Source organism: Pseudomonas sp. 7-41 (genome assembly GCF_021233075.1).
Classification (GTDB): Bacteria; Pseudomonadota; Gammaproteobacteria; order Pseudomonadales; family Pseudomonadaceae; genus Aquipseudomonas; species Aquipseudomonas veronii.
In genome coordinates this window covers 227,662-243,738 of sequence record NZ_CP089551.1, presented here as the reverse complement: position 1 = coordinate 243,738, position 16,077 = coordinate 227,662, and the positions used below count along the sequence as shown (strand labels likewise).

Sequence of the window (16,077 nt, the reverse complement as noted above, 5' to 3'; positions counted from 1 at the left end):
GGAGTGACCGGATGAAAATCATCATCCTCGGGGCAGGGCAGGTCGGTGGCACGCTGGCCGAGCATTTGGCCAGCGAAGCCAACGACATCACCGTGGTCGACACCGATGCCGAGCGCCTGCGCAACCTGGGCGACCGCCTGGACATTCGTACCGTGCAGGGCCGTGCGTCGTTTCCTACGGTGCTGCGTCAGGCGGGTGCCGACGATGCCGACATGCTGGTGGCCGTAACCAACAGCGACGAGACCAATATGGTCGCGTGCCAGGTCGCCCACACGCTGTTCCACACCCCGACCAAGATCGCCCGGGTGCGTGAAGCCGCCTACCTGACCCGCGCCGGCCTGTTCGACAACGACGCGATCCCGGTGGACGTGCTGATCAGCCCGGAGCAGGTGGTCACCCACTACATCAAGCGCCTGATCGAGATTCCCGGCGCGTTGCAGGTGATCGACTTCGCCGACGGCAAAGCGCAACTGGTCGCCGTGAAGGCCTATTACGGCGGGCCGTTGGTCGGCCAGCAACTGCGCCAACTGCGCGAACACATGCCGAATGTGGAAACCCGCGTCGCGGCGATTTTCCGGCGTGACCGGCCGATCCTGCCCCAGGGCGACACGGTGATCGAGGCCGACGACGAAGTCTTCTTCATCGCCGCCAAAGCGAATATTCGTGCCGTGATGAGCGAAATGCGCCGTCTCGATGAGACGTATAAACGCATCGTCATCGCCGGTGGCGGGCAGATCGGCGAACGCTTGGCTGAGGCCATCGAAAGCCGCTACCAAGTGAAGATCATCGAGATGAGCCCGGCGCGCTGCCGGCATTTGTCCGACACCCTCGACAGCACTGTAGTCCTGCAAGGCAGCGCCTCGGACCGCGACCTGTTGATGGAAGAAAACATCGCCGACGCCGATATCTTCCTGGCCCTGACCAACGATGACGAAGCCAACATCATGTCATCGCTGCTGGCCAAGCGGCTGGGGGCGAAGAAGGTGATGACCATCATCAATAACCCGGCGTATGTCGACCTGATCCAGGGCGGCGATATCGACATCGCCATCAGCCCGCAGTTGGCGACTATCGGCACCTTGCTCACCCACGTGCGCCGTGGTGATATCGTCAGCGTCCACTCCCTGCGCCGCGGCGCGGCGGAAGCCATCGAGGCGATCGCCCATGGCGACTCGAAGTCGAGCAAGGTGATCGGCAAGGCCATCCGCGACATCGGCTTGCCGCCGGGTACCACCATCGGTGCGATCATTCGCGATGAAGAAGTGATCATTGCCCACGACGACACGGTAATTGCCACCGGTGACCATGTGATCCTGTTCCTGGTGGATAAAAAACATATCCGCGATGTGGAGAAGCTGTTCCACGTGGGGTTGAGCTTTTTCTGATCAAACGGAGTACACCGACATGCTCGAATCCCTGGAGAAAATGCTGGCCAAGGGTGTGGATAACGCCCTGCTGCGCTTTGGGCTGGGCAAGGGTTATCTGGACCTGAAGGACAACGCCAAGGCCGCCGAGCATCTGCACAAGTGTGTCGAGTTTGATCCGAAGTATTCGGCGGCGTGGAAGCTGCTGGGTAAGGCCCACGTCGGGCTGGGCGATCAGGCTGCCGCGCGACTGGCCTGGGGGAAGGGCATTGAAGCGGCCCAGGCCCATGGCGACAAGCAGGCCGAGAAAGAAATGACGGTGTTCCTGAAAAAACTCGACCGCCAGGCCTAAGCGGAACTCAAATGTGGGAGGGGGCTTGCCCCCGATAGCGGTGGTTCAGTCCAATATGCATCGACTGATACACCGCTATCGGGGGCAAGCCCCCTCCCACATTGGTTTGGGTTGCCTTTGAGTCAGTACCACCGCGCCTCACCCGGCGGGCGTTTCTTGAAGCGCTTCATGCTCCACATGTACTGGCTCGGGTAGGCGCCGACATAACGCTCCACCACCTTGCTCATCGCCGCGCAGGAGGTGGCGGTGTCGGTGCTGTACATGTCTTCCGGCGCCGCTTCCAGGATCACTTTGTAGCCTGAACCGTCCGGCAGGCGCAGGGCATGCAGGAATACGCCGACCGCCTTGTGGCCCGCGAGCATGTTCGGCACGAACTTGCTGGTCAGCGCCTGGGTGGCGAAGAACGGCACGAAGATCCCCGCCGATTCAGCCGGCTCCGGGTCGGCCGGAATGCCCACCTGGCCGCCCTTGCGCACTTCCTTGATGACACTGAGGATGCCTTCCTTGGTGGACGCCGCCACGCGGTTACCCAGTTGCACGCGTTGCTTGCGCAGCAGGTCATCCACCGCCTTGAGCTTCGGCGGGCGGTAGAAAATGATCGGTTTGCACTGGCTGCAATAGAAGTGGTTCAACACTTCCCAGTTGCCCAGGTGGCTGGTGATACCGACCACGCCTTTGCCCGAGGCCAGGGCTTCGTGGAGGACTTCCAGGCCTTCGACTTCGCGCACCAGGTCGATGGAGCGCTGGGCCGGCCAGATCCAGGCGCAGGCGCTTTCGGTCAGGGACTTGCCGATGTCCATCAGGCTGCGGCCCACCAGGCGCTCGCGCTCGGCCGGGTCCATGTCAGGGAAGCACTTTGAGAGGTTGATCCGCACCGTGTCGCGGGAGCGGTTGGGGGTTTTCCACATGATCCAGCCAATCGCCGAACCTACGGCTTGCACGGCGCGCCAGGGCAGCAGGGCAAACAACCGGAGAGCGCCTACCAGCAAGGCGCCTTTAAACTTTTCCACAGGTCACTCCTGATCGTGTGTGGTGCGCAAAGCACGCATTCTAACCGGCGTTGGCCAAGTCCGCGTAACGGTCGCAGTCCTGAGTGTGGTCCATGACCATGCCCGAGGCCTGCATGAACGCGTAGCAAATGGTCGGCCCGACGAAGGTGAAACCGGCTTTTTTCAGCGCGCGGCTCATGGCCTCGGCTTCGGCGGTAATCGCCGGGACTTCGCTGCGGTCCTTGAAGTGATTGACCTTGGGCACGCCGCCGACAAACGACCACAGCAGCCCCACCGGGTCCTCCAGCGCCAACCAGGCCGCGGCGTTGCGGCGGGTGGCGTTGAGCTTCAGACGATTGCGCACGATGCCCGGGTCGAGCATCAACGCTTCGATCTCGGCATCGCTCAGCCGCGCCAGGCGCTGTGCATCAAAACCGAACAAGACCTTTCGATAATGCTCGCGTTTGCGTAAAACGGTGATCCAGGACAGGCCCGCCTGGAACCCTTCGAGCAAAAGTAACTCGAACAAACCCTGCGCATCGCGCAGCGGCGTTCCCCACTCCTGATCGTGATAAGCCATGTACAGCGGATCTTCAGAACACCAAAAGCAGCGTGGCATAAGGCTCCAGGGGATGGTGGCGCGGCCGAATCGGGTATACTCCCGCTCTTTAAATCGCAGCCCAAGTAACAGGTGAATTTCGTGAGCCAGCCTACGCCAGCCGTGCGTACCTTCCAAGACTTGATCCTCGCCCTCCAGCAGTACTGGGCCGAGCAAGGTTGTGTGGTACTTCAGCCCTACGATATGGAAGTAGGCGCCGGCACTTTCCACACCGCTACATTCCTGCGGGCCATCGGCCCGGAAACCTGGAACGCCGCTTATGTGCAGCCCAGTCGGCGCCCGACTGACGGCCGCTACGGCGAAAACCCGAACCGTCTGCAGCATTACTACCAGTTCCAGGTGGTATTGAAGCCGAACCCGGACAACTTCCAGGAGCTGTACCTCGGCTCGCTGAAACATGTCGGCCTCGACCCGTTGGTCCACGACATCCGTTTCGTCGAAGACAACTGGGAATCGCCGACCCTGGGCGCCTGGGGCCTGGGCTGGGAAGTCTGGCTGAACGGCATGGAAGTCACGCAGTTCACCTACTTCCAGCAAGCGGGCGGCATCGAGTGCTACCCGGTGACCGGCGAGATCACCTACGGTCTCGAGCGCCTGGCCATGTACCTGCAAGGCGTGGATTCGGTCTACGACCTGGTGTGGGCAGACGGCCCGTTCGGCAAAGTGACCTACGGCGATGTGTTCCACCAGAACGAAGTGGAGCAGTCGACCTATAACTTCGAACACGCCAACGTCGAGAAGCTGTTCGAACTGTTCGACTTCTATGAAAGCGAAGCCAAGCGCCTGATCGAACTGGACCAGCCGCTGCCGTTGCCGAGCTATGAAATGGTGTTGAAGGCGTCCCATACCTTCAACCTGCTGGACGCCCGCCGCGCCATCTCGGTGACTGCGCGCCAGCAATATATTCTGCGTGTTCGCACCCTGGCGCGTTCCGTCGCCCAAGCCTACCTGCTGGCTCGCGCCAAGCTGGGCTTCCCGATGGCAACCCCGGACCTGCGTGATGAAGTGTTGGCTAAGCTGGAGGCTGCACAATGAGTGCTCAAGATTTTCTGGTTGAACTGGGCACCGAAGAGCTGCCACCCAAGGCACTGAACACCCTGGCCGATGCGTTCCTGGCCGGTATCGAAAAAGGCCTGCAAAGCGCCGGCCTGAAGTTCGAGGCGAAAAAAGTCTACGCCGCGCCGCGTCGCCTGGCGGTGTTGCTGACCGCGCTGGAAACCCAGCAGCCGGATCGCAGCATCAACCTCGACGGCCCGCCACGCCAGGCCGCCTTCGACGCCGAAGGCAACCCGACCCAAGCAGCGCTGGGCTTTGCCAAGAAGTGTGGCGTCGAGCTGAGCGAGATCGACCAGAGCGGCCCGAAACTGCGTTTCAGCCAGGTCATCAAAGGCAAGCCGACCGCCAGCCTGTTGCCGACCATCGTCGAAGACTCCCTGAACGACCTGCCGATCCCCAAGCGCATGCGCTGGGGTGCGCGCAAGGAAGAGTTCGTGCGTCCGACCCAGTGGCTGGTGATGCTGCTCGGTGACCAGGTCATCGATTGCACCATCCTTGCCCAGAAAGCCGGCCGCGATTCCCGTGGTCACCGCTTCCACCACCCGCAAAGCGTGCGTATCACCGCGCCGGCCAACTACCTCAACGACCTGCGCGCCGCCTATGTGCTGGCCGACGCCAACGAGCGTCGCGAGCTGATCAGCAAGCGCACCGAAGAGTTGGCCCGCCTGCAGGAAGGCACCGCCATCGTGCCGCCAAGCCTGTTGGACGAAGTGACCGCCCTGGTTGAATGGCCGGTGCCGCTGGTGTGCTCGTTCGAAGAACGCTTCCTCGATGTGCCGCAAGAAGCGCTGATCACCACGATGCAGGACAACCAGAAGTACTTCTGCCTGCTGGACGTGGACGGCAAATTGCTGCCGCGCTTCATCACCGTGGCCAACATCGAAAGCAAGGACCCGCAGCAGATCATCGCCGGTAACGAAAAAGTCGTGCGCCCGCGCCTGACCGACGCCGAGTTCTTCTTCAAGCAAGACAAGAAGCAGAAGCTCGAAGACTTCAACCTGCGCCTGCAAAACGTGGTGTTCCAGGAAAAACTCGGCAGCGTCTACGACAAGGCTGTGCGCGTGTCCAAACTGGCCGCCTACATTGCCCCGCGCATTGGCGGTGACGCTGCCTGGGCTGCGCGCGCAGGCCTGCTGTCCAAGTGCGACCTGGCCACCGAGATGGTCGGCGAGTTCCCGGAAATGCAAGGCGTTGCCGGTTACTACTACGCCCTCAACGACGGCGAGCCGGACGATGTCGCCCTGGCCCTGAACGAGCAGTACATGCCGCGCGGTGCTGGCGCCGAATTGCCGACCACCCTGACCGGTGCGGCCGTGGCCATTGCCGACAAGCTGGATACCCTCGTCGGGATCTTCGGCATCGGCATGCTGCCTACCGGCAGTAAAGACCCGTATGCCCTGCGCCGTGCGGCCCTGGGCGTACTGCGGATCCTGATCGACAAGAAGCTCGACCTCGACCTGACCCAGGCCGTGGTGTTCGCAGTCGGCCAGTTCGGCGGCAAGGTCAAGCAAACCGGCCTGGCCGAGCAAGTGCTGGAGTTCGTGTTCGACCGCCTGCGTGCGCGTTACGAAGACGAAGGCGTGGACGTTTCGGTGTACCTGTCGGTACGTGCCCTGCAACCGGGTTCGGCGCTGGACTTCGACCAACGCGTGCAAGCCGTGCAGGCCTTCCGCAAACTGCCGGAAGCCGACGCCCTGGCCGCCGTGAACAAGCGCGTGTCGAACCTGTTGAGCAAGGCCGACAACCTCGGCAATGCCGATGTCGACCCAGGCCTGTTCGCCGATGCCAAGGAGTTCTCGCTGAACTCGGCCATCGCCAAGGCGGAAAATGCGGTGAAACCGTTGATCGCCGAACGCAACTACGCCGAAGCACTGGCGCGCCTGGCTACCTTGCGCGAGCCGGTGGATGCGTTCTTCGAAGCGGTGATGATCAATGCCGAAGATGCCGGCGTGCGGAAAAACCGCTACGCCATGCTGGCGCGTCTGCGCGGTCTGTTCATCAACATCGCTGACATTTCCGTATTGGGCTGATCATGTTGAAACTGCTGATTCTCGATCGGGACGGGGTGATCAATTACGACTCCGACGCTTACATCAAGTCGGTGGAGGAATGGATCCCACTGCCCGGCGCGATCGAGGCCATCGCGCAGTTGAGCAAGGCCGGCTGGACGGTGGCCGTCGCCACCAACCAGTCCGGCATCGCCCGCGGCTACTACGACATCGCTACCCTGGACGCCATGCACGCGCGCTTGCGCACGTTGGTGGCGGAGCAGGGCGGTGAGGTGGGGCTGGTGGTGTACTGCCCCCACGGGCCGGATGAGGGCTGCGATTGCCGCAAACCCAAGCCTGGCATGTTGAAAACTATTTCAGAACATTACAACGTGCCCCTGGCTGGGCTATGGTTCGTCGGGGACAGCCTCGGTGACCTGGAGGCGGCCAAAGCCGTCGACTCTCAGCCAGTTTTGGTAAAGACCGGGAAAGGCGAAAAGACCCAGGCGAAAAACCTGCCGGTAGGCACCTTGATTTTTGACGATCTGGCGGCGGTTGCCGCAGAACTTATCAACAACTAGCCGCCCTCGACTGCCTGACCAAGGACTGTTCGGGAGTGCGCCTTCAACAGGCGGGCTGTGTCCCGCAACGGTAAATGCCGCCATGTCGATTTTGCAGGCCATCAGAACCTTCTTCTTTTACCTGCTGTTGGGCACCAGTTCGTTTCTCTGGTGCACCCTGAGCTTTTTTATCGCGCCTTTTCTGCCGTTCAAGGCGCGCTATCGCTTCATCAACGTCTATTGGTGCCGCTGCGCGCTGTGGCTGAGCAAGGTGTTCCTGAACATCCGCTTCGAGGTCAAGGGCGCGGAAAACGTCCCGGATCAGCCCTGCGTGATTCTGTCGAACCACCAGAGCACGTGGGAGACGTTCTTCCTCTCGGCGTACTTCTCGCCCCTGAGCCAAGTGCTCAAGCGCGAGCTGCTGTATGTGCCGTTCTTCGGCTGGGCGATGGCGATGCTGCGCCCGATCGCCATCGACCGCGACAACCCCAAGGCGGCGCTCAAGCACGTGGCCAAAAAGGGCGACGAGCTGCTCAAGGACGGCGTCTGGGTGCTGATCTTTCCGGAAGGTACACGTGTGCCCTACGGCACCGTCGGCAAGTTCTCACGTGGCGGCACGGCATTGGCCGTCAACGCCCACCTGCCCGTGTTGCCGATTGCACATAATGCCGGCAAGTACTGGCCAAAAACCGGTTGGGCAAAACGTGCAGGCACCATCACCGTGGTGATCGGGGAACCGATGTACGCCGAAGGTGAAGGACCGCGTGCAATTGCCGCACTGAATGACCGCGCCGCCGCCTGGAATGAAGCCCAGCAACGCGCCATGGGTTCGCTGCCGCCGGAGCCGGTGGCGGTGGACACGCCGGTGGCCTGATCATCTGTGGATAACCTGTGTACGGTTTGTTGGCAAAATGGCATTTTCTCTTCATAACAAGATGATTTTATTAGATATTTCCTGAACTCATAAAAATACTAAAAACGTGCATAAGTTTTTTTTGGATAAAAAAACCGGTCCTTGAGACCGGTTTTTTATACACAGCGCAAAAGCACGTGTTGTCAGTCTTCCAACTGGGGCAGCTGCAGGGTGAATGTGGTGCCCTTGCCCACCACGCTTTCGCAACAGATACGGCCACCGTGCCGCTCCACAACGGCCTTGACCATGGTCAGGCCCAACCCAAGGCCTTCGCTACCCTGGGCAGAATCGAAGCGGCGGTACTGGCTGAACAGTTCCGGCAAGTCCTTTGCCGCAATGCCCGGGCCCTGGTCGCTGATGCGACACTCCAGCCAACCTTGCGCGCTGCCGTGGCTCAACCTCACGGTGGTGCCGGCCGGCGAGTATTTGATCGCGTTCTCCAGCACGTTGAACAACGCGCGGGTGAGCAGGGATTGATCGGCCGACACCATGCCTTCATCCGCTTCATCCAGGTCGTGGATCAACTGGATGCCCTTGAGCTGCGCAATCACCGCCACCTGATCGAACGCATCCATCACCAGCATGGCAAACAGGCTTGGCTGGAAGTGGTAGCCGTCAGCCTCGGCTTTCGCCAGTTGTACGAACGATTCGGTGAGGCTCAAGGCGCGTCGAACCTGCTGCTCGATCTGGGCAAACACCGGCGACTCCGCGTTATGCACATCCAGTAACGCGAGGATCGCCGAGTGCGGCGCGCGCAGGTCGTGGGACAGGAAGCGCAGCATGGTTTCGCGGTGTTGCTGGGCTTCGCGCTCCTTGCTCAAGTCGGTCAGGCTGAGCAGCCAGCCGAGGGCGACATCGCCTTCGGCGGGCAGCAAGGGTGCGATTTCCATGCGCAGGCTGCGTTGGTGGATGTCCCGGAACTCGACGATTTCCAGGGCGGACAGGGCGGGGCGCACGCCGTTATGCAGGGGTGGATAACCCAGGTCGGCGAGCTGCTCGAGCAGGTTTTGGTTGACCAGATCATTGCCGAATACGTCGCGGGCAATGCGGTTGGCCAACAGGATGTTGCCCCGCGGGTCGGTGATCAGGGTCGCCACCGGGAGGCATTCGAGGCCATCGGCCATGAAGCGTCGGGTGTCACGGGTGCGGCTGACGGCCTGCTCCAGGGCAAAGATGCGCCCTTGCAACACATCGCCTTTGTTCGCGGGCGCTCGGCGGCGTTCGGGCAGCACCTTGGGTTCGTTGTCCAGGCGCGCCAGTTCCCAGCCAAAGTAGGCAAGGATCACGCTCAGGCGGCGCCAGTTCCAGATCAGGTAACTGAGCAACATACCGATCAGGCAGGCCGCGGGCGACCACCAATGGCCAAGGCGTAACAGCGCCCACGCGCCGAGCAACGCGCCGGCCATGCAACCCAAGGTCATCCACAGTGCGTAGCGTGGGCGGTACAGCAAAAGGCCGAGCAACAACGCCACCCAGGCCGTGGCGATCAGTGCCGCGAGCCAGCCGGGGAGGTCGACAATGCTGCGCTCCTGCAGCAAGCCGTTGAGCACATTGGCCTGGATTTCCACACCGGCGGTGGTATCCGGAGTGGAGGAGAGCGGCGTCACAAAACGGTCCCCCAGCCCATAGGCGCTGGCGCCCACCAGGATCAGGCGGTCGCGCAGCAATTCGGCCGGCACTTCGCCGTGCAATACGCTGGCGTAGGACACACTGGGAAACCCATGCGGCTCAGACGTGGACGGGACGCGAACTCTATATTCCCGATGCCAGCGCTGACTGTTGGGTTGTTCGCTGCGTCCCGGCATTTGCGCGGTTTGCCCGCTCAACGTATACGCCAGCCATGCCAACTGCGGCAGGGTGTTCCCAGGCGGGCCTTCACGCAGATACAGGCTGCGGACGGCACCGTCGCTGTCTGCTTCGACGTTGATATGGCCCAGCCCCTTGGCGCAATTGAGCAGCGGCAACAGTTGTTCGCCCGGCTGGCTCGCGCCGCCATCGCGTTCCAGGGGAAGCAAAACATTCCCAGCGTTGCACACGGCATTGGCCAGGCGCTGGTCATCGGTGGCGTTGCGCGGCTCACTGAAGATCACATCGAACAAGATACCCGCGGGTTGGGCAGCGCTCAGACGGTTGATGACGTCGGCATGCAGGCTGCGCGGCCATGGCCATTGGCCGAGCTTTTTCAGGCTCTGGTCATCGATGGTCACCAGCAAAATGCGCGGATCGACCGGCAGAGGGGTCAGGCGGCGCAGGCCGTCATACAGCGGGTTATTGAAGGCCAGGCCCGCACTTGAGGACAAATATGCAGTAAAGGGCAGCAACACCAGGCCAATCCACAGCCACTCCCGAAACAGGCCATGGAACAACAACTGCGCCTGGGTGGGCTGGCGTTTTTCGGCCTTGCGCCACAGCATCACAGGGCGACCGCCAGGAACCCGCACCGCTGCTGAAAATGGACAGTTGAAGATGTCATAGACCCGGTTTCTCCCTCCAGGTGGTGCGCGGTGTGGTGCTGAACCCAGTGAAGCTCATTTTGATCGCCCCGGTTTTTTTCCTGAAAGCGTTCGTTGAAACATACCGTACATCGGGGCGTAGTATCAGCTACCCGCACGGCTATGCAATGCCAGCGGCACTGATCCTTTTCCTTACGCACGGGAGTCGGTATCTTTCCCCCTGAGCCGCATGGTTTTTCAAAGCGTTAACGGCCCTTTGATATCAGCGTACCGAGAGATCCAAAGGGTCGTTGAATCTGAGCACAATTCTTCAGATTCAATGACTGGCATCTGCGCAGCAAGGACGCCCGCTCTTCGACCGGCCGACAGCTGAAATATTTCCAAGTAGAAAGGACCCACCCATGCGTGTCGCAATACTGGATGACGAACCCGCTGAATTGCAGCGGGTGGAACAGACACTGCGACAGATCCCCAGCAACCTGGAACAGCCTTGGTCTGTGCATAGCTTCGAACGCGGTGAGGACCTGCTGCGCCAACTGCGCCGGGAAACCTTCGACCTGCTGATCCTCGACTGGCAGCTGCCCGACATCAGCGGCATCGCCTTGCTGCGCTGGACCCGTGAACACATGGAATCGCCCCCGGCCGTGATCATGCTCACCAGCCGCGATGCCGAGAGCGATATCGTCACCGCCCTGAACAGCGGCGCCGACGATTACGTCAGTAAACCCTTTCGCCCGAATGAACTCAAAGCCCGGGTCAACGCCGTCCTGCGCCGCCACGGTCTGCAAAAGTCGGCGACGTCTGAAGTGCAAAGTTTCAACGACCTGACCTTTGACGACGCCGAACTGACCGTCACCCGTGCGGGCAAACCGATCAACCTGACCGAACGCGAATACCGCCTGGCCAGTTGCCTGTTCGCCAACCTGGCGCGGCCGTTGTCTCGCGAGTATCTGTATGAGCGGTTCTGGAGCCATGAAGAAATGGTCTCGTCGCGGCCGCTGGACACACATATCTATCGGCTGCGGAACAAGCTGGGGTTAACCGCGGATCGGGGTTGGCAGTTGTTGACGATCTATGGATACGGCTACCGGTTGGAGAGTGTGGCGGCCGCTTCAGCGGGTTAAAAATGCCGATGTTCCACGTGGAGCATTTGGCTTTATTGATGCAGAGAGACGTGGCGGCTATCCAAATACGGCCGCATCAATGCCTCGAACCACTCGTGGAACACATCCAGTCGCTGCGAACGCTGCCGGCGGTGCGGGTAGAGCAGGGATACCGGCATCGAAGCGGCACAGTAACTCGACATGACCTCCACCAGTTGTCGTGAGTCCAGCAGGTGTTGGACGTCGAAGCGCGGGATCTGGATCAACCCCAACCCTGCAAGGCAGCAAGCGATATAGCTTTCAGCATTGTTCACGATCACCCGGCTCGGCACGTCGAACCGCTGCACGCTGCCGTCGCCGGACAGGTATTCCCAAGGCAGTTCCTTGCCCGACTTCGGCGACGCATAGCCGATGGTCCAATGTCCATCGAGTAGCTGCGCAGGCTGCTGAGGCTCTCCATGCTCAAGCAGATAGGCCGGGCTCGCACAATTGATCAAGGCAATCTGACCCAGCGACCGCACCACAAGACTGCTGTCATGCAGCGCGCCAACGCGCACCGCGCAGTCCACACCTTCCTGCACCAGATCGATGGCCCGGTCGGTAGAACCCAAAATCAATTGAAGCAGGGGATGACAACGCAACAGGCCGGGCAGCGCTGGCGCAATGACGCGGCGGGCAATGCGGCTGGGCACATCGATGATCAGCCGGCCGGAAACTTGCCGCTGGCTGGCCTGGAATAACTGGTCGATGTCTTCGACGTTGCACAACACCGGGCGCACACGGCTGAGCAATTGCTCCCCATCGGGTGTCAGCCGTACCTGCCGCGTCGTGCGATGCAGCAGGCGCACGCCCAGTTGAGCCTCTAACTGCTGGATGGCCGCAGACACCGACGCTCGTGGCATCTCCAGCGCGTTGGCAGCTTTGATGAAGCTGCCCATATCGGCCACTTTGGCGAATACGCGGTACTGGTCGAATCTGTCCATGTATCTGCCCTGCCGATGGTCCCGACGTCAGCCTGCCCAGGGGCGCCTGCTCTGCGTCGATTGTACGGCGCCCCAGCAGCGGATGGCGACGAAGATCACACTGCGGATAATGGATTTACTTGGTGGTGTACCCGCCATTGATGAGAATGGTCTGGCCGGTGATCCACCAGCCGTCACTGACCAGATGGCGAATAAAAGGCACCACATCCTCGATGTCGGTCAGGCCTGTTTTGCTGAACGGCGAGAGCGCGGCGGCGGTCTTGTGATAGGCCACCGCGTCGGCGCCTTCGGCCGGGTAGAAGAACGGCGTATCCATCGGCCCCGGACCGACCGCTGTCACCGAAATACCGCGCGCGCCCAATTCCTTGGAGGCCGCTCGGGTGTAGTGTTCGACCGGCGCCTTGGTGCCGGCATAGGCAGCATAGAACGGCGTGAAGGCGCCCAGCAGCGACGTCACTATCGTGCAGATCTTGCCATGGTCGTTGAGGTGCTTGCCCGCTTCCTTGAGGAAGAAGAAAGCGGTCTTGGAGTTGACCGCGCTCATCTCGTCGTATTCGGCTTCACTCACCTCGGCCATCGGCTTCTTGAGCACCTTGCCAACGGTGTTGATGGCGATGTCGGGTTTGCCGACCGCGGCGATGGTATCGGCGAACAACCTCTCGATGGCGCCGGCCGTCGTCAGATCCCCCTGCAGCGCGACGGCCTGTGCGCCGCTGGCCTGAACGGCGGCAACCGTGGCATCGGCATCAACCTTGGACGCGGCGCTGTTGTAATGGATCGCGACAGCCTTGGCACCCTGTGCGGCCATATCACGGGCGATGAGACCGCCAAGGTTCTTCGCACCGCCAGCGATGAGAACGACTTTGCCTTTAATGGAATGGTCTGCCATGGAGAATCTCCTTCACGAATCGATGGAGAATCGAGATTAGGCCGCTTCAACGCGGCGATAAACCGTGGATGACTGGATGAATAATCCAGAAAAACACCCCAATCAGGCAGATTGGAGTGGGGAAGGTCACGTAATAAAAACCCGGATCGAATGCAAAAAAAGCCCGCGATTTGACGGGCTCTTTTCGTGATGTTCAGCTAATCGGTGAGGATTAGCCGAACCATCTATGTGTGCAACTCCACGGAGGGCCTGGAATGCTTGGGAAGACGCAGACGGGAGCCTCTTACTCCTCAGATGCCACCAGTCGCACACCTTTACGGGTGACCTGTTGCCCGACTTCAAAACGCCCATTGGGTGAGCGCACCGTACTAATCTCGCCTTGCGCGTTTTTCACTTCATAAGCGGTTTCAGACTTGCCAATGCCTCCTTGCACCGCGCTGCCGGCGAAAAATCCGCCAGCTGCGCCGACTAATGCTCCAATCGGGCCACCTACCGCGCCAACCATCATTCCGGTCAAAACGCCGACCCCCTTGCCGGCGGTTGTGTCGGGGACTACACGGATTATCTGGTCTGCCTGGCATAGCGGAGACAGCAGTGTACACAGGGTGAAACTGAGCGCGATGGTACGAGTCATGAGATTGTCCCTTTGGGGTTTGCGTTAAGTTCATTACCTAATACACAAACCGGGCCAACAATTTTATTGTTTAATATCAACTAGTTAAATAACAACACTGTCATTATGACCTAACTCTAAAAAGGTCATAATGACAAAGGAATAGTCAATATGACTTCCTATCGCCAGTTGAGGCAATTTGTTGAAGGGAGGGGTTGAACAGTGCTCAACGCTCTACAGAGCCGCTTTGCGTCATGAGCGAAGATCGAGTTGTTGCACTTGAGATAGCGTTGAAACGGTGATGGCGATCAACAGAAATAATGGAATTGATATTGATCAACTATGCAGACAATCAATTGGCGCGATAATCGCAGCGGCGCAATGACCTGGGCTCTAACGTTCAAACCCCACATTGAGGGCCCAGGTTATCTGGAATCAAAAAGGCAGCGGCAGGGGGAGGGCAACGGCATTCAGATGGCCCAGGAAGAGAAAGCCCGAAACCAATACCGCGTTGATCGACCAGGCCACCGTGAGGAAACGAGCGATCTGACCGTAGAGGGGGTCACTGACATTATCCGCATTGCGCCATACCGCATTGAGCATGCACGCGGTGTAGGCCACAAAACCCAGCAGCATTAGACCAAACAGGGAGGGTGCAACTTTGTTGAAGGCGACCAGAATCAGGCCAAACAGTACATTGCTGAGCACTACCCCGTAGAGCCAGAACACCACCCACAGCGCAGTGCTGCCCTGCGAGTTTACCCACTGCTGAAGCTTACTCATCACAACCCCCTGGCTAGCTAATAGCCGATTTTCCCTATAAGCCCGTACAGACTTCACCCAAGTGATGCCGACGTAGGGACGTCGTGCATGGTTTCAGTCTAGCGGGTATTTCCTACATGTCCCGACCGAGTACAAGTAGGCCGACAAACCTTGCTTCCTTGTTTCCGGGTTCTCAGCGGGACGGGTTTATGGAGTAAACGATGGACAAGAAATCGCTACCGGATTGGGATCCCAGGTCTGAAGCCGTATTAAAGGATCAGACGACAGCCTATGACGACATGCGCCACCGTTGCCCGGTCGCACACAGTCAATATGGCTATACGTCGTTATTCAGGCATGCGGATGTGCTGCGCGTACTTAACGATCATGAAACCTTCAGTAATGCCGTCTCGCGTTTCCCCGCGGTCCCCAACGGAATGGATCCGCCCGAACATACGGCGTACCGGAACCTCATCGAGCGTTATTTCAGCCCGGAGCATATGGATGCCTTTGCGCCGACGTGCCGTGACATAGCGGTTCGTCTGGTGCAGGCATTACCGGATGAAGGCCGTGCAGAACTGATCGGCGAATTTGCCCAGATCTTTGCGTTGCAGATCCAGTGTGCCTGGCTGGGTTGGCCGGCGGATTTTCATGAACCGCTGCGCCTGTGGACGCTGAAGAATCACTCGGCCACGCTGTCCAGAGACGAGGCGGCCCTGAGTGCCGTGGCCCTTGAGTTTGACGGTTACATCAAGGATCTGCTGGACGTGCGCCGTACCGCTGGCGCCGCTGCGTCGCATGACATCACGACCCTCTTGCTACGCGATCAGTCCTTGGGAAGGCCCCTGACGGACGACGAGATCGTCAGCATTCTACGTAACTGGACAGTCGGCGAACTCGGAACCATTTCCGCCTCGGTCGGCATTCTTGCGCACTATCTGGCGACCAACTTCGGGTGGCAGCAGCGATTGCGCGAACAACCCGCGCTGTTACCTGTCGCCATTGATGAAATACTGCGTATTCATGCGCCACTGATCATGAACCGTCGGGTGACTACGAAAGAGGTCACGCTGGGCGGGCGCACGCTGGCGAAGGGTTCGCGTATTGCCCTCAACTGGGCGTCTGCCAATCGGGACGAAGCGGTCTTTGGAGATCCCGATGAATTGCGCCTCGATCGCGATCCCGAGCTGAACCTGCTCTATGGCGCCGGCATTCATGTCTGCCCCGGTGCGCCGCTTGCCAGACTGGAGCTACGGATCGTGATGGAGGAACTGCTTGGACGCACCAGCCGGATTACGCTGGCGCCGGATAAAGAACCAGTGAACGCGTTTTTCCCTGCCGGCGGGTTTTCTTCTCTACACCTGCAGATTCAGAAACCGCCGTCTCAACCGCTGGGCGCCGGCCTTCCCCCCGAGATCCGATAGCGTTTTATG

General features: G+C 60.2%; 15 protein-coding genes. 8 read left to right on the top strand and 7 right to left on the bottom strand.

Annotation, left to right across the window (positions count from 1 at the left end):
- Nucleotides 1-11: 11 nt before the first annotated feature.
- Both trkA and LQ249_RS01040 read left to right on the top strand, forming a co-directional pair.
- A complete protein-coding gene (trkA, locus tag LQ249_RS01045; protein ID WP_017848964.1) occupies nt 12-1,385 on the top strand; it encodes a Trk system potassium transporter TrkA in 1,374 nt (457 codons plus the stop codon).
- 19 nt (nt 1,386-1,404) lie between these two features.
- Nucleotides 1,405-1,716 carry a hypothetical protein gene (locus tag LQ249_RS01040; RefSeq protein ID WP_017848963.1) on the top strand — a complete coding sequence of 104 codons (312 nt, stop codon included), beginning with the start codon at nt 1,405-1,407 and terminating at the stop codon, nt 1,714-1,716.
- A gap of 122 nt (nt 1,717-1,838) precedes the next feature.
- On the opposite strand, the gene LQ249_RS01035 is transcribed toward LQ249_RS01040, so the two are convergent.
- The gene (locus tag LQ249_RS01035) at nt 1,839-2,726 is read right to left on the bottom strand and encodes a lysophospholipid acyltransferase (protein WP_017848962.1); all 888 of its coding nucleotides are present in this window, start codon (nt 2,724-2,726) and stop codon (nt 1,839-1,841) included.
- Nucleotides 2,727-2,766: 40 nt separating this feature from the next.
- Nucleotides 2,767-3,324, bottom strand: a complete 558-nt coding sequence (locus tag LQ249_RS01030; RefSeq protein ID WP_017848961.1) for a DNA-3-methyladenine glycosylase I — start codon at nt 3,322-3,324, stop codon at nt 2,767-2,769.
- A gap of 81 nt (nt 3,325-3,405) precedes the next feature.
- Here LQ249_RS01030 and glyQ point away from each other — a divergent pair, with 81 nt between their 5' ends.
- The 4 genes from glyQ to LQ249_RS01010 all read left to right on the top strand — a co-directional run bounded on the left by glyQ (nt 3,406) and on the right by LQ249_RS01010 (nt 7,802).
- Nucleotides 3,406-4,359, top strand: a complete 954-nt coding sequence (gene glyQ, locus LQ249_RS01025; protein WP_003213601.1) for a glycine--tRNA ligase subunit alpha — start codon at nt 3,406-3,408, stop codon at nt 4,357-4,359.
- On the top strand, nt 4,356-6,410 hold the full coding sequence (gene glyS / locus LQ249_RS01020) for a glycine--tRNA ligase subunit beta (protein ID WP_017848960.1): 2,055 nt from the start codon (nt 4,356-4,358) through the stop codon (nt 6,408-6,410). The genes glyQ and glyS overlap by 4 nt, the downstream gene beginning before the upstream one ends.
- Nucleotides 6,410-6,949: a D-glycero-beta-D-manno-heptose 1,7-bisphosphate 7-phosphatase gene (gmhB, locus tag LQ249_RS01015; RefSeq protein WP_169850580.1), complete on the top strand. Its 540-nt coding sequence runs from the start codon at nt 6,410-6,412 to the stop codon at nt 6,947-6,949. Before glyS ends, gmhB begins: the two co-directional genes overlap by 1 nt.
- An 82-nt stretch (nt 6,950-7,031) precedes the next feature.
- The gene (locus tag LQ249_RS01010; protein ID WP_046381565.1) at nt 7,032-7,802 is read left to right on the top strand and encodes a lysophospholipid acyltransferase family protein; all 771 of its coding nucleotides are present in this window, start codon (nt 7,032-7,034) and stop codon (nt 7,800-7,802) included.
- A 182-nt stretch (nt 7,803-7,984) separates the two neighbouring features.
- On the opposite strand, the gene LQ249_RS01005 is transcribed toward LQ249_RS01010, so the two are convergent.
- Nucleotides 7,985-10,258, bottom strand: coding sequence for a CHASE2 domain-containing protein (locus tag LQ249_RS01005; protein ID WP_108525768.1), 2,274 nt, complete (start codon nt 10,256-10,258; stop codon nt 7,985-7,987).
- A 437-nt stretch (nt 10,259-10,695) separates the two neighbouring features.
- On the opposite strand from LQ249_RS01005, the gene LQ249_RS01000 reads away from it, so the two are divergent.
- Complete coding sequence (locus tag LQ249_RS01000; RefSeq protein WP_232566122.1) at nt 10,696-11,418, top strand: response regulator transcription factor; 723 nt, start codon at nt 10,696-10,698, stop codon at nt 11,416-11,418.
- Nucleotides 11,419-11,450: 32 nt separating this feature from the next.
- Here the strand turns inward: LQ249_RS01000 and LQ249_RS00995 are convergent, their stop codons facing one another.
- From LQ249_RS00995 to LQ249_RS00980, 4 genes are all read right to left on the bottom strand, one after another.
- Nucleotides 11,451-12,380, bottom strand: coding sequence for a LysR family transcriptional regulator (locus tag LQ249_RS00995; RefSeq protein ID WP_232566121.1), 930 nt, complete (start codon nt 12,378-12,380; stop codon nt 11,451-11,453).
- A 115-nt stretch (nt 12,381-12,495) separates the two neighbouring features.
- On the bottom strand, nt 12,496-13,269 hold the full coding sequence (locus tag LQ249_RS00990; protein ID WP_057004922.1) for an SDR family oxidoreductase: 774 nt from the start codon (nt 13,267-13,269) through the stop codon (nt 12,496-12,498).
- Between the two features lie 283 nt (nt 13,270-13,552).
- On the bottom strand, nt 13,553-13,903 hold the full coding sequence (locus LQ249_RS00985) for a hypothetical protein (protein WP_046381569.1): 351 nt from the start codon (nt 13,901-13,903) through the stop codon (nt 13,553-13,555).
- Nucleotides 13,904-14,317: 414 nt separating this feature from the next.
- Nucleotides 14,318-14,665, bottom strand: a complete 348-nt coding sequence (locus tag LQ249_RS00980) for a hypothetical protein (protein ID WP_017848951.1) — start codon at nt 14,663-14,665, stop codon at nt 14,318-14,320.
- A 200-nt stretch (nt 14,666-14,865) separates the two neighbouring features.
- Between LQ249_RS00980 and LQ249_RS00975 the strand changes: the two genes are divergently transcribed.
- Complete coding sequence (locus LQ249_RS00975; protein WP_057004921.1) at nt 14,866-16,068, top strand: cytochrome P450; 1,203 nt, start codon at nt 14,866-14,868, stop codon at nt 16,066-16,068.
- Nucleotides 16,069-16,077 lie beyond the last annotated feature (9 nt).